The organism is Niallia sp. Marseille-Q9988 (assembly GCF_976954375.1).
The window spans coordinates 73026-87858 of the sequence record NZ_CDRJSZ010000003.1 but is presented as its reverse complement, the minus strand read 5'-3'; the positions used below and the strand labels follow the sequence as shown (position 1 = coordinate 87858).

11 protein-coding genes and 1 pseudogene are annotated in these 14833 nt (G+C 35.1%); all 12 read right to left on the bottom strand.

From position 1 onward, the window contains the following. Nucleotides 1–2 precede the first annotated feature (2 nt). Nucleotides 3–917, bottom strand: a complete 915-nt coding sequence (locus tag ACWNMZ_RS04600) for a GerAB/ArcD/ProY family transporter (protein ID WP_449598483.1) — start codon at nt 915–917, stop codon at nt 3–5. A gap of 12 nt (nt 918–929) precedes the next feature. Next, nucleotides 930–2291, bottom strand: coding sequence for an IS4 family transposase (locus ACWNMZ_RS04595; protein ID WP_449598292.1), 1362 nt, complete (start codon nt 2289–2291; stop codon nt 930–932). Between the two features lie 141 nt (nt 2292–2432). Next, the gene (locus ACWNMZ_RS04590; protein WP_449598291.1) at nt 2433–2723 is read right to left on the bottom strand and encodes a GerAB/ArcD/ProY family transporter; all 291 of its coding nucleotides are present in this window, start codon (nt 2721–2723) and stop codon (nt 2433–2435) included. Between the two features lie 124 nt (nt 2724–2847). Next, a pseudogene (locus ACWNMZ_RS04585) lies at nt 2848–3979 on the bottom strand (GerAB/ArcD/ProY family transporter). Between the two features lie 394 nt (nt 3980–4373). After that, nucleotides 4374–4607 carry a hypothetical protein gene (locus ACWNMZ_RS04580; protein ID WP_284561467.1) on the bottom strand — a complete coding sequence of 78 codons (234 nt, stop codon included), beginning with the start codon at nt 4605–4607 and terminating at the stop codon, nt 4374–4376. A 193-nt stretch (nt 4608–4800) separates the two neighbouring features. Beyond that, nucleotides 4801–5955: a DEAD/DEAH box helicase gene (locus tag ACWNMZ_RS04575; protein ID WP_031540218.1), complete on the bottom strand. Its 1155-nt coding sequence runs from the start codon at nt 5953–5955 to the stop codon at nt 4801–4803. Between the two features lie 196 nt (nt 5956–6151). Further along, nucleotides 6152–6850 (bottom strand): GTP pyrophosphokinase, encoded by a 699-nt coding sequence (locus ACWNMZ_RS04570; protein WP_031539551.1) that lies wholly within the window; start codon nt 6848–6850, stop codon nt 6152–6154. Nucleotides 6851–7196: 346 nt separating this feature from the next. Further along, entirely contained in the window at nt 7197–9026 is a 1830-nt protein-coding gene (locus tag ACWNMZ_RS04565; RefSeq protein ID WP_449598290.1) for an ABC transporter ATP-binding protein, read from the bottom strand. Then, nucleotides 8989–10746 (bottom strand): ABC transporter ATP-binding protein, encoded by a 1758-nt coding sequence (locus ACWNMZ_RS04560; protein WP_251627725.1) that lies wholly within the window; start codon nt 10744–10746, stop codon nt 8989–8991. The genes ACWNMZ_RS04565 and ACWNMZ_RS04560 overlap by 38 nt, the downstream gene beginning before the upstream one ends. Before the next feature lie 519 nt (nt 10747–11265). Continuing rightward, nucleotides 11266–12885, bottom strand: coding sequence for an ABC transporter substrate-binding protein (locus tag ACWNMZ_RS04555; protein WP_251627727.1), 1620 nt, complete (start codon nt 12883–12885; stop codon nt 11266–11268). A gap of 49 nt (nt 12886–12934) precedes the next feature. After that, entirely contained in the window at nt 12935–13861 is a 927-nt protein-coding gene (gene opp4C, locus ACWNMZ_RS04550; protein ID WP_251627729.1) for an oligopeptide ABC transporter permease, read from the bottom strand. Between the two features lie 12 nt (nt 13862–13873). Then, nucleotides 13874–14824 (bottom strand): ABC transporter permease, encoded by a 951-nt coding sequence (locus tag ACWNMZ_RS04545; RefSeq protein ID WP_031539562.1) that lies wholly within the window; start codon nt 14822–14824, stop codon nt 13874–13876. Nucleotides 14825–14833: the final 9 nt, after the last annotated feature.

Here is a 14833-nt window from a genome sequence, read left to right as displayed (position 1 = left end):
TCTTAAGTATTGTCTTTTTTAGGTATTGGTTGGCTTACAATTTCCAATTCCTTAGATTTTGGTACTTGACATATTACCGCAGGACTTTTTTCATTCCTTTGTTCCTTCCATTTTTTTATTAACAGTACAAACACAATCAAAATAGGAAATCCAAATTGAAGTGGAAGATGGAGTAGAAATATACCTACATGTAATCCTTCTACCAAATGATCGGAAAAATCTATCGTAATAAAGATTGAAAACATCGCTACTATACAGGATACCGGCATTGCAAAATAGCGAAATGGAATCTTAAAAATATACTCTATTCCTTTTAAGCCTCCATATAAAAACACTGAACTTTTGATCAATATTCCTAGCATCATAATAAACACAACTAACACATCTATTCTTTCAAGAAACTCACCAATGCTAACAAGCCTTGCAGCAATCAATAATGGGAAATTTGCGCGGGTTGCAGTATTTTCTCCTAATGTAGCAATGATGAGAAAAACAGAGGACAATAAGATTACACTAGCAATAAATACACTTATTAAACATACCTTTCTAGCCGCTTTAAAGTCTCCTATATTTGCTAAAATAACCGTAAATGCTATAAGCTCTCCATAAGGAAATGCAATAATCGAAGGTATGGTCGATTTAATAACTTCCATTATTCCACTGCTAAGAATTGGCTGTATATTCGTAAGATTTATTTTGCCTCCAGCGTATAATAAAATAAACAGCAAGAATACAAATACAAACATATAGGGGCTAAATATCTCTGCCGTTCTCCCTAAAACCTCAATTCCTAGATACAATATATAGCCAATTACTAACATGAGCGTAAATATCGTAAATTCGATAGGTGTTGCAGGAAGAATGGCAGTTGTGATTAGTTCCCCAAAGTCTCTAATAACCCTTGCAGAAATATAGATAAAATAACTTACTCAACTTTCGCAGAGTGATATCGGCAAATAAGCCTTGATATAATTAGGAAGGCCAGCGATCCACTGTTCAAGTTGACTTTGAATTATTTTTTTGATTTTCTTATTCGTTTGTTTAAGTGCATCTTGAAGAAGCTCGATCAATTGCTGTAATGCGACAGCCCAATCAAGTTCATTTACTTCATCGCATAATTCGTAAAACAGACCACCTATTGTGCGTTGATCGGTATTACAGCGATTCTGCCACGACAGAACGATAAAACGAGAAAACACAATCGTTGTATGGCAAATAAGCGCGTCATATGAACGGCTTTGGAATTCTTTTTCAAGTTTCAAAAGAGATTTGGCCGCCTTAAAGAATACCTCGATATCCCAGCGCATTCCATAGATTCGGACGATCTCCTGTTCTGAAAGAGTGCAGTCTGTGCTGAGGATGGCAAGCCAGTCGCTTTTCTTATTTCTGTTTTGAATGAATACCACTTTAATTGGTGTTCCATTAGCCATCATCGTATGGATGGAACGAAGAATTCCTTTCTTGGATTGAATGGGTCCAGCTAGGTGGTATAGTTGCTTTAAAGAAACCATCTCCCCGTTTACGTTATAACGTTGTTTTGTTTCTTTGACCATACCAATTACGTCTAATCCTTGATCCACAATAGACTTTACAAGTGGTGGCAATGTAAACCAAGAATCCATAAGGACATAACTTGCATCTATCCCATTGGCTAATGCACGTTTAATCATGTCAGGAACTTGTTCAGGCTCAGTTTGTAATGCATTTTCTCGACGCTTGTATCCACAAGTACGTTTATCAATTTTTTCAGAGATACCATTGATTTGAGACTTTTTTGAACTGACTAAAGAAAAGTCAATTGGCATAAATGTATAGCCATCTGACCAGCCCAAAGTGAGCATACGAAACCCCTTAAAGAAACGCATTTTCAGGGAAGCATGATCAAAACAACGAGCGAGAAGCTCTACCTTTTTACTACGATTTCGGTCATACGCAGAATCATCGATAATCAGTACTTTTGGACGCTCTTTATTCGTAAGGCGAGTCACCTTTTGAATAGTAAAAATGCTCAACAGTAGTAAGAAACGGCGCCAATTAAAAGTTGATTGGTTTAAAAAGCGATAGACGGCATCTTTGGCTGGAAACTGATCGGCTTTCTTTGAATCAAGAAGTGAAAACCAATTTTTGTGCTGGAAAATCAAACAGAAAACAAGCTGAAATAAGTAGGAACAGCTGAAACCGAAGGATTTTTTAATTCCTGCTTGGCGCAGGTGTTTATTCATTTCAAGCTCAGAAAAAACCGAATTAAGTTCTTTTGGTAGTTGATTGTTTTGGCTATTTTGGTCTATCATATAGGGAGCACCTCTTCTGTATGGTAGTGTTTTCTCTACAATTACACTATACCAAAGAATGAGGTGTTATTTCATTTTATTAAACACTGTCAAGCAACATATTTAATAGACCATAGACGCAATACAACTAACGATTTGCACTTATTTTTTTGGTGCGAAAGTTGAGTAACTTAGATAAACAAGAGCAAGAATAACTGCAACTTTTCGAGAAAAACAATATTCGATTATCTCATATATATTTTTTCCCGGTAGCAATGACATGAAATAAAGATAAAAATTCATAATAAGTAAGCCGATAAACATTCCAATTAAAACAACCAGCCACGCATCTCTCTTGGCTTCCATTCCTATGCCAACTACGATAGAGCTTCCAAGAAGGAAATTGATAATCATCGTAAATATTTGTGTTAAAGATAGTTTTTCTGTCAACATAATCATTCAGCACCTTATTGGTTATAATTTTCATCCAGTATTTAAATCAGCTATTTCATTGCTAGTTGGCATTTAAGCATCACTTCATCCGAAATGGTATCTTCTTTATAATCAATCGCACTTTTTATGAACCGTGTTCGCTATAATCTCTATTAACCTTTTTCCTAGTATTAGATTTGTTCCAATGCTTAATCATCATAATAAGCACCATTAGTGATGGTAAGCCAAATTGCAGAGGAATATGTAGTAGGTAAGGATTAGACTGCAACCCTTCATTCATATGATCGGAATAATTCCGAGCAATTAAGGTTGTAAAAACACCAACCACGCATACCATTGGAAAGGCAAAATATCGAAATGTTTGATTAAAAATATATTCCAAAGCCTTTAATCCCCCATAAATATAGATACAGCTTTTCACGAGTGTTCCTAGCATCATACAGAAAACAACAATTGCATCTATCCGCTGCAAAAAATTGCCAATTGATACAAGCCGGGCAGCACTCAATAATGCAAAATTGGAGCGCAAGGCAATATCATGTCCTAGAGACAAAACAATCATCATCGACGTTACCAGCAAGGCTTGATATAAGTACACTATAAATAATTATTTTCTTGCTGTATTTGGCATTTGAAACATTGCTCAATATGTAGGTTAGAATAATCAATTGGCCATAGGGTCGAACAATTTCATAGGGAAAAATAATACTCCATAGTGGCTTAAACCCATCCTTTAATATTGGTCGAATATTGGAAAAATCGAAGTTATTGCCTGCATACAAAAAAATAAATAAAAGTAGGATAAAGATAAAGGCATATGGAGTAAAGATCTCTGCAGTTCTAGCAAGAACTTCCAATCCCATATACATAATATATCCCATCACAATGACAAGCATGATTGTCGATACTTCAATTGGTGTTATAGGAAGTACCGTACTTGCAATTAACTCTCCAAAGTCCCTAATAATACGACAACTATAGTAAAAAAAGTAAGTGGCATAAACAAAACTGAGGCCAATGGCAACTGGCCGCGTAAAACAATACTCAAACAACTCAAATAAATTTTTCCCCGGTGCCAAAGTCATCATATAAATAAAAAACATGGTTATAATTATGCCTAACCCTAAAGCAATCAGAAGAACAATCCATGCATCCTCCTTCGCTTTTAATCCAAGGCCAATGACAATCGTACTACCAATTTGGAAATTAAAAATTACTGCAGCCAATTGAGTTAACGAAATATTTTCTTTTAACATGCTGTTACACACTTCCTTTTAGAAAAGCGCAAGCGCCTTGGTTCCTTATGTATACAATTAAAAAACATGTACTTATATATACCTTGTGATGTTCTAAGTTTGCTTTCCAAGACTGTGTAGTTGTACCCTTCTTCTAAGAGTGAAAGCACACTAAAAATTAATCCGCTATTTAAAAGTGGTCTCTTAATCTAGATCAAGTGATCCTTCCATCAGTCGGTTTTTTCAGAATTTCCTCTTCCTTCGATGTCTCTTTTTGTTGGGATAGGATTCGTACTTCCAATAAATCTACCTTGCTTCTATTTATTAGACTGTTACCTTACCGAATTAGCCTGAATACTTTGAACAAAACAGAATCTTTTAGCAAATACACTCAAATAATTAGATAATGTTCATCCTAGTATCTTCTGCTTTCCCTTTTTTTATTTTTCCATAAACGAAAATCCACAATGACAGACCAAACGAAGCCAAATATTGCAGTAAATACAATTGTAATTGCACCTGCCCCAACTTCCGCCTCATAAATTTTTTTAAAACATTTCATAAACCCTTCATGAAACACAATAATATCTAAGCCAACGGTCAAAATACCCATAGATGTAAATATTAATAGATAAGCAAAAGTTACCATTTAACCCTTCCTTTAAGTGCTTTGTTTATTAATGGTATTATCTTGTGAAATTTCTCCATTTTTATGCCTAATTTTTCATTTTTTATCTAAGATTAGTCTGTTTAGGCTTGCCACCCCTTACCCTTTTGCCAAATAAAAAAGCTGTCATCTACCCAATTTTTTGGATTAATGACAGCTTTATATTGAAATGGTATTATTTCTTTTTTTCTCTCATTTGATAATCAATGATTTCCCCATGATAAAAGCTTTTACGTGATAATCTTAAGTTTAGCTTTTTAGCCATTTGCTTCAGTTCTCTTTCTTCTCTTTCTGTAACTAAGCTAACTACCACTCCTGATGCACCAAATCTCCCCGTTCTACCGGAACGATGAATATACTGTGTCTGATCAGTAGCTAAATCATAATGGACCACATGCGTGATATTTTGAATATCAAGCCCTCTAGCTGCCACATCTGTTGCTAGCAGCATATTACGCTTTCCATCTCGGAAATCTTTTAATGATTTCTGACGCTCCATCTTATTCAAATCAGAATGCAAAATACTCGTTTGAATATTTTTATAGGTCAATTTTTCATGAATTACATTTAAATTGCCAATATCTTTTACGAACACAAGAATTTTCGCATTGTTCAAACGAGAGATTGGCTCTAAAAGTTTTACCTTATCTCGATATTCTGCTTGAAAATAAATATGCTCCACTTCTGCTGCATCAATCACCTTATCTTTTTTCACACGGATAATTTCTGCATCTTGAACAAGTTCCTTGGCAATATCTTCTGTATGTTTTGGTAAGGTTGCAGAGAATAAGACAACTTGTCTATCTTTTAAAGTGGCTTTTACAATTTGTCGGACAGATTCAATATGCTCTGATACCAATAATTGGTCCGCTTCATCTAGTACAACTGTTTTTACTTCGTGCATTTTCAATTTTTTCTGTTTAATCAGCTCTAACGCTCTTCCAGGTGTACAAATAACAAGATGAGGGTGTTTTTTCAGCTTTTCTAATTGTCTTTTTACATTGGCTCCACCAATAAACGAAGCCGAACGAATACCGCTACCCTCTCCCCATTTTTGTACTTCTGCCAAAATTTGCATAACAAGCTCTTGAGAAGAAGCAAGACAAATCGCCTGGATATTCTTTGAGTCCGTATCAATTTTATTTATAACTGGCAATAAATAAGCTAGTGTTTTTCCCGTTCCTGTTGGGGATTCAGCAATTACATCTTTTCCCTCCAATATAAGTGGTATGGATTGTGCTTGGATAGATGTCGCGTGTTTAAAATTCGCTTTCTCCCAGTTCTGCTGTATAAATGGTTTAAATGTATTCCAAAATTGCTGTTCTTTCATTTCGTTCTCCTTTTAAAAAAGTTAGACGAATTGCATCTAACTTTAAAATATGTCTTCTTATTATAAATTATTTACTGAAAAATTGATATGAAACCTTTTTTATTGAGGTAATATATATTTTTGATGGGGTGCGCTTACTTTGGATCACCCTCAATAAAAAAGGGGAAGCGTCCCTTAAGAAGCTTCCTCCCTCAACTTATATTAACGTTTGTTGTTTACCAACAGTTTGAAAAATATCGACTCGGTCTTTAATTTTCTTCATTTTCACATCTAATTCATGTGCTGCATCTGCTGCTTCCTTTAATTCATTAAGCAAATGTCTAGGAACATCTTTATCAAATTTATAATAGATTTTATGCTCTAGGCTTGCCCAGAAATCCATCGCGATTGTTCTAATTTGAATTTCGACACATACTTCTTGCATACCAGTACTTAAGAATACAGGAATACTGATGATTAAATGTAAGCTTTTATAGCCATTGGCTTTTGGATTTTTTATATAATCCTTCACCTGTAGGACCTTAATATCATTCTGTTTTTCTATAATGTTAAAAACTTCATAAATATCCGATATAAATGAACATGTAATACGGACTCCAGCAATATCGTGTATATATTTCTTCGCGTTTTCAATTGAAATTGCATGTCCTTTCCGATGTAACTTCTGCATGATTCCTCTTGGATCCTTAATGCGCGATTTTATATGTTCAATCGGATTATGATTATGAATAAATTGAAATTCTTCATTTATAATTTTTAATTTCGTATTTATCTCGTCTAGAGCAAAGTTGTATATGATTAAGCTATTTTTCCATTCATTTAGTTCATTTGATAATTCATTTAAATCAAAATGATTATCTTCCATATATGTTTTGAGGTGTTTTACGCTTTCCATCTACTAGTAAGTCTCCTTTGGATTCCGATAAACCTTTTCTGCGTCTACTCCGATACTCTTTAAAAACTCAATAATTTGGTCAATTGTTTTCATTTTCAACATCCACCTTTATATAATTCGAGCTATTTTCGGGTGTTGACTTGCACCGAATATATTTATATAGTAAACCAAAATGACCGGTCAGTCAAATATCATTTATATCCAATACTATTTTTTATTAAAAAAGAAACAGTACTCCCTTTAACCTTTATATACAAGACATTAAGAAAGGGAAATACTGTTCAATAAGCTTAATAGCCTTACTGACCAACCGGTGTATTAGATGAAAATTCCGTTTATAAAAATACTATTCTGCTGCTTCTGAAAACTGATTTTGATGTAGTTCATAATAAAATCCTCTTGTTTTCAATAATTCATCATGAGAACCTTTTTCGATAATCATTCCCTTATCTAAGACAAGGATCATATCTGCGTGTTTAATCGTATTAAGCCGATGGGCAACAACAAAACTAGTTTTCCCTTTCATCAAGCGCTTTAAAGCCTCTTGTATTTTCACTTCTGTAATGGTATCAATACTGCTTGTGGCTTCATCGAGAATAAGAATGGACGGATCAGCTAGGATTGCTCGTGATATCGATAACAATTGTTTTTGCCCCTGACTTATTCCATTTCCATTTGCAGAAAGAATCGTATCATACCCATCTGGGAGATGTTCAATAAAGCCATGAGCATTCGCCATTTTTGCTGCATCCTCGACTTCCTTATCGGTTGCGTTCAGTCTGCCGTATCGAATATTTTCCCGTATCGTTCCTTCAAATAAATAATTATCCTGAAGGACAAATCCCATATGTGAACGGAGGCTTTCTCTTTTTATTTTTGTTATATCATGACCATCCACCAATATACTTCCAGTTGTTGCATCATAAAATCTCGTAATAAGCTGGATAATCGTAGTTTTTCCTGCTCCTGTTGGTCCAACAAAAGCGATTGTCTCGCCAGGATTTACTTTAAAGTTAATATCCTTCAATATTTCCTTATCTGTCTCATAAGAAAAGGAAACTTGCTTGAATTGAACTTCTCCCTTTGTCTCTTTTATTTCGCTTGCCGTTTTCTCATCTTCTTCTTCTCTTTCCTCATCTAATACCTCAAATACTCTTTCCGCACCAGCAATTGCAGATAGTAAAGTATTAAATTGGTTAGATAAATCATTCAATGGCCGAGTGAATTGTCTTGAATATTCTACGAAAATAACAATTACTCCAATTGATACAGCACCTGACTTCAGTGCTAACAGCCCGCCAACTCCAACAATAATCGCATAGCTAGCATTATTTAACATATTCATTAGCTTTGGAATAAATCCTGAATATACTTGTGCCCAAAAAGCAGAATTCTTAAGTTTATCACTTTTTTCTTTCATATCATTAATCATTTTTTTCTCTAGGGAAAATGTTTTTATGATTTTTTGACCAGAAATGGATTCCTCGATAAATCCATTTAAGTCACCTAAGTTCTTTTGCTGCTCCTTAAATAACACACTCGTTCTGCTTGTTATCCATTTCATCCCCAAAAACATTACTGGAACAATTATTAAAGTCAGAACCGTTAACAACGGGCTTAGTATAAACATCACCACTACGGTCCCGATTAAAGTGATTATACTAGAAAAGATTTGAATAACAGAGCTATTTAAGGTGGAGCTTACGTTTTCAATATCATTGGTAACACGGCTCATTAGTTCCCCATGCTGTTTTTTGTCAAAATAACTTATCGGTAATTCATGAAATTGATGAAATAAATTTGCTCTTAGCTGAAAAACAGTTGTTTGTGATATTCCAATCATCCAATAGCTTTGTAAAAATAATGCAATGGAATTAAGAAAATAAATACAGCCAAGGAATAGTAGCAGTCCTGTAAATCCATCTAAATTTCTATTTACAATAAAACGGTCAATAGACATGCCTAATACATATGGTCCCAATAAACCTAATGCACAGCTTAGTGCAACCATCACTAAAACAAGAATCAGTAACCCCTTTTTTTGGGCAAGATATGCCCATAACCGATATAAAGTTTTCCCCATATTCTTTGGTTTTTTTCCTTTTTTAACAACTGTAGCATCTGGCTTTATATCAGGTTTAGGATAGTGAAATGGATCGGTTAGTTCCCTTTGCATTCTCCCACTCTCCTTCCCCTAGCTGTGATTCGACTATTTTTTGGTAAAGCTTGTTTGTTTTATATAATTGATCATGGGGAGCAAAGCTTACAATTTCCCCATTTTCTATTAGCATCACCCGATCTGCCTTCATAGCAGTAGATACTTTCTGGGTAATGAGCAGAAGCGTGCATTGATAAGAGGCGACTGCATCAAGCAGTTTTTTTTCTGTCTTCAAATCTAAAGCACTTGTACTGTCATCTAAAAGAAGAATACTTGGTTTTCTGACAAGGGCTCTTGCAATGGAAAGACGCTGTTTTTGTCCACCCGATAAATTAACTCCCTTTTGCCCAATTCTCGTATCGTATGTATTGGGCATTAACATAATTGTTTCATGTATTTGGGCATCCTTTGCAGCTTGCACCACCTCATCAAAGGTAGCATTGGGATTTCCCCACATAATATTTTCCTTAATCGTTCCAGTAAAGAGCATCGATTCCTGTGGTACATAGCCTATTTGCTTTCTTAGTGCATTTAATGAGTAGGAATCGATCCGTTTATCATCAATTAAGATCGTTCCTTCTGTTGGTTCATACAGTCTGGGAATCAATTGGAAAAGTGTTGTCTTTCCTGATCCTGTCGCTCCTAATATCGCAATTCTTTCTTTTGGCTGAATGGTAAATTGCAAATTTCCAATGGTGTTTTTTTTATTAGAAGGATAACAAAAGGATACATGTTGAAAATTAATTTTTCCTTTAATTTTTGAATTCCTATTTCCTTCCGGATTATCCGTATCCTTTTCTTCTATATCAATAATCTCTTGAATACGATCTGCTGAAGCCTTTGAGCGGGAGATAACCATTACTAACATACTGACTACAGAAATAGAAGAAGTTATCCTTAATGTGTAGTTAATAACCGCGACTACCTCCCCAATCTGAGCTTCACCAGTATTTATTTGCCCAGAACCAATCCAAAGTATCGCAATAATACATAAATTCATTGCAAAAAGTAAAAGCGGTACCGTTGTTTCCATGATTCTTAATGCTCTTTGTGTAAGATTTTTTAGCTCTTCACTTGTTTGTGTAAAACGATTTCTTTCGAATTGCTTCCGTATATAAGCACGAATCAATCGGACAGCTGTTAAATTTTCAAGCATGACACTATTAACATGATCCAACTTCTTTTGGACAGATTGAAAAAGCTTTCTCCCTATTTTGATTACCCAAATAAACATAATCACGATTAATGGAATGGTCACTGCCAGAATTAGTGCCAGCTCTACATTAACTAGAAAGGACATAACGATTCCGCCTACAATTAAAAGTGGTGCCCTTAATAAAAATCGCAATCCCATAAATATGGTGTTTTGTAATTGGGTAATATCATTAGTTAATCTCGTAATCAAAGAGGAGCTTGCAAAAACATTACTACTTGAAAAGGTAAAATATTGAATGATTTGATATAGCTCATTCCGAAGACTATAGCCAAAATTCTGACAAACATGGGAAGAATAAAACGTATTTATGATTCCCGCAGCAAAGGCTACAAGGGAAAATACAATTAGCAGCCCTCCCCAAATTAGGACAACTTTTGTATCTTGATGAGCCAATCCATCATCAATAATTTTTGCCATGATTAATGGTTGAACTAATTCTACTGCAAGCTCTGTTAACATAAGAAAAAGAGCAATTGTTATACTTAGTTTATATACTCGAAGTCTACCAAATATTTTTGACATTATTCCCTCCAGCCTTTGTCCTGATTGGTTGAAATATCCGTCCTTTCCAACCATCGATGAAATTTCTTTAGGTTTACTAAACATTATTTTTATCATACCTCTTTTTAGTCAGTTAGAAAACACTAATTTTCATCCTTCAGAAGAAGATTTCGGGAGTATTTAGGGGGAATTTTTCGTTAGATTGTGCTAGAAAGACATTGTTTTATTTTATTGGTGACGTCTCCACACGCAATCAGATTATAATTATCCAGTTACAGATACTTTTGTTACCACTCATTACGGTATCTATTCTGAAACAAGATGTAGAATTTTTATCTGTTACTCTTTTGATTGTTTATTTAAAGAAGAGGGATTAGAGAGTGGCTCTCTGTTACCTTGTCACTCCTTTTCTCTCGCTTTCGGGCTTAGAGAGCCGCTCTCTCTTTTCCTTTCTACACTTAAACACTTATCACTAGCAATCCCCCTACTCACTAAAAAAAGAACGACGTTGCCAAAATAGGCTCAGTCGTTCTTTTTTTATTAGTTTGCACCTGTCAATGACCATTTATATAGTTCATTATGGAAACCGAAAATCTTTGGTCCTCCAAATGCTACATCTTTCGATACTGCTGCAAAGTCATAGTCAGAATATAATGTAAAGATTGGCAGTTCTTCACTCCAAATTTCTTGAAGTTCATTATAAATCTGTTTACGTTTTTCTGTATCTGGTTCTTGTTTTCCTTTTTCAAGTAATTCGTCTACCTTTGGATTGTTATACTTCGTGTAGTTGCTTGATCCACTTGAACCATATATCGTAGTTAAATCTGGATCAATTGTATTAGTAAAACCAATTAACATTAAATCATAATCTCCAGCTTTCGCTTTTGACATAATAGTTGGGAAATCATACGTTGTCGTATTAAGCTTTAAGCCAACCGCTTTTAGATTTTCTGCAATAATATTTGCTGATTGCTCACGTACTTTATTTCCGATTGGTACAACGAATTCAATCGTCTTATCGAAATCCCATCCGGCTTCTTCTAATAGTTGCTTCGCCTTTTCTGGATCATATGTGTATGTTTCTAGATCTTTATTCAGGTATGGACTGATAGACGTATAAGGTCCGTCTATAATTTCTCCTTCCCCTTTCAGCAATTGATCAACAATCTTTTGACGGTCGATTGCATATGCAATTGCCTGTCTCACTTTTTGGTCTGACATTGTATCCATATTAAAACTCATGTTTTGATATCCATACGTTTTCTCTGTTTTTGTGGTTACATTATCAAAGCCTTCTACTGTTTCAAAATCTTGAACTGCTATTTTCCCGATACCTCCGGCTGCATTCATATGAATCTCCCCTGTTTGTAATTGGGCTACAAGGTTTGCAGCTGGCATGATTTTCACGAATAATTTATCTAATTCTACTTCTCCTAAATAGTAGTCATCATTTTTCGCATATTCGATATACTGATCTTTCGCATACTTAACAAATTTGAAAGGTCCATTGGTTACAGTTGGACTCATCATGAAAGGATCTTTTTGTAAATTTTCTGGTGCTACGTCCTTTAGTATATGTTCTGGTAGAATCATAAATTTTGATCCTAACTGTTCTTTTACCATATTCGGATCAACAGGTTCCTTTGTTTTAAATTGAATTGTCTTATCGTCAACAATCGTTAAAGAAGGTATTTCTGTTACACCGTCTGGAAGTTTTCCATTTACCGTTAACCCGTCTAATTGGGTTAAATAAGCTCCAACAGCTGTTTCAGTCTTTGGATTGGCAACTAAATTCAAAGTAAAGGCAACGTCTGCTGAGGTAACTGGCGTGCCATCTGACCAATTTGCATCCTTATTAATCTTTATTGTAAATGTTTGATTATCCTCTGTCTCAAACGATTCTGCTAGTTTTGGTGTGAATTCTAGTGGTGCCGTCATTTCTAGGAAAGTATCAAACATAAACTTTTCTAACCATGCTGCTGCAATATCAGAAGAGTTTATTGGATTAAAGCTTACTGGAGCATTTACTAGGCCGAGATACATCGTATTTTCTTTTGACCCTCCACTTGTTGATGCTGTATTATTTGCACCAGCACATGCTGAAAGCAACAATAATATCACAATGGAAAACATGCTAAATATTGTTTTAAATTTTTTCATGATTTTTCCCCCGTCTATTTTCTATAATGTTAGTAAATAACAAACTCCATTATTTAAGGCTCTTCGGATCCATTGCATCCCTTAATCCATCTCCCATAAAGTTAATAGATAAAACGGCAAGTAATATCATTACTCCAGGAGGAATCCATAACCAGGGCTGCGTTGCTAGTACTGTTATAGATTGAGCTTCGTTTAACATATTTCCCCAGCTTGCTGTTGGAGGCTGAACGCCCATTCCCAGAAAACTAAGGGAGGCTTCCATAATAATGGCAGAAGCAATACCAAATGTAGCATTTACTAAAATAGGTGCAATACAGTTTGGTAGAATATGCTGAAATACAATTTTAGGCGTTGAATAGCCTAGGGCAACACCCGCTTTTATATAATCCATTTCTTTAATTGTTAGAACACACCCTCTTACTAATCTGGCGATTGACGGCCAACCAAGCAAGCCCAATACCAAAATAACGTTAAAAAGACTAGGTCCCATTATACTTACAAGGACTAAAATAACCATTAAATACGGAAATGACATAAATATATCTGTAATACGCATGATGACCATGTCTACCCATTTTCCAAAGTATCCTGCAATCGCTCCTAGAATGGTACCGATGGCAACATAGATTGCAACTGCCCCTACTCCTACTGATAAGGAAACTCTAGCAGCATATAATAGGCGACTAAACAAATCCCTGCCCACTTCATCTGTACCAAGGATATTCACAGCAGAAGGAGGTGCCGCAAATTCTCCATCTACCGAATATGGATTATGTGGTGCAATTACTGGAGCAAAGACTGCAATCAAAACCATTAATGAAAAAATAATCAGCCCACCAACTGCTAGCTTATGTTTAAAAAAACGCTTTGTAATTAGTTTCAGGTAACTTTCTTCATTCCCCAACTGTTCTTGAACAGGAATCACCACATTATTTACTGGTAAATCCGTATCCATTTTCACATTAGGAATACTCATGTTCACTCCCCCTTAGTTATACTTTATTCTTGGATCCACAACAGCATATAAAATATCAGTAATCAAATTAGAGAAGAGTACAGCAAGTGCTGCGATAAAATTTATCGCCATTAATGTTGGATAGTCCCGTGATGAAATGGATTGAATCGTTAATTGCCCTAAACCAGGCCATTGAAAAATTTGCTCTGTTACTACTGCCCCACCAATTAAAATCGGTATCTCCATCCCAATAATAGTAATAATAGGAATAAGCGCATTTTTTAATCCATGTTTGTTGGTAACGATAAATTCCTTTAATCCCTTCGCTCGAGCAGTCCGCAAATAATCCTGCCCCAATACTTCTAGCATGCTACTTCTTACATAACGGACTGTACTTCCTGCAATGGCAGTCCCTAATATAGCTGCTGGCATAATAAGGTGAAATAATGTATCAGCAAATCCACCGTTGCTACCAAGTGTAAACATCCCACCTGTAGGTAAAATATTTAAAACGAGAGCAAAAACATAAATACTTCCTAATCCTAAGAAAAAGTTAGGAATAGATACACCTAAAAAGGAAAAGGTAGTTGTTAAATAATCAATCCACGAATACTGCTTGGTGGCACTTAAGATTCCAATTGGAATGGCAATGATATAAGCAATAATTAAGGCAGTGCTCATAAGAAGTAAGGTTGGCCCAACTCTATTTAGCACTAAGTCCAATACTGGTTCATACGTGGTATAAGAAAATCCAAAATCTCCTTGAAGAAGATTTCCGAGCCATCTAAAGTACTGAATGTAAATAGGATCATTAAGTCCCAATGCTTCTTTCTTCGCATCGATATCTGCCTGGGTTGTATCTGGATTAATATACATATCCACAGGGTTACCTGGAGCTAGGTTAATAATGAAAAAGTTAAAAACAGTTACTCCCAGCAACACTGGAATGGCAATTAATAATCTCCTAATAATATATTGAAACAATCAAATCTC

Coding starts and splice junctions, on each gene's coding strand:
- ACWNMZ_RS04595 (WP_449598292.1), bottom strand. CDS start 2,291: ATGATAGACCAAAATAGCCAAAACAATCAACTACCAAAAGAACTTAAT.
- ACWNMZ_RS04590 (WP_449598291.1), bottom strand. CDS start 2,723: ATGTTGACAGAAAAACTATCTTTAACACAAATATTTACGATGATTATC.
- ACWNMZ_RS04580 (WP_284561467.1), bottom strand. CDS start 4,607: ATGGTAACTTTTGCTTATCTATTAATATTTACATCTATGGGTATTTTG.
- ACWNMZ_RS04575 (WP_031540218.1), bottom strand. CDS start 5,955: ATGAAAGAACAGCAATTTTGGAATACATTTAAACCATTTATACAGCAG.
- ACWNMZ_RS04570 (WP_031539551.1), bottom strand. CDS start 6,850: ATGGAAAGCGTAAAACACCTCAAAACATATATGGAAGATAATCATTTT.
- ACWNMZ_RS04565 (WP_449598290.1), bottom strand. CDS start 9,026: ATGCAAAGGGAACTAACCGATCCATTTCACTATCCTAAACCTGATATA.
- ACWNMZ_RS04560 (WP_251627725.1), bottom strand. CDS start 10,746: ATGTCAAAAATATTTGGTAGACTTCGAGTATATAAACTAAGTATAACA.
- ACWNMZ_RS04555 (WP_251627727.1), bottom strand. CDS start 12,885: ATGAAAAAATTTAAAACAATATTTAGCATGTTTTCCATTGTGATATTA.
- opp4C (WP_251627729.1), bottom strand. CDS start 13,861: ATGAGTATTCCTAATGTGAAAATGGATACGGATTTACCAGTAAATAAT.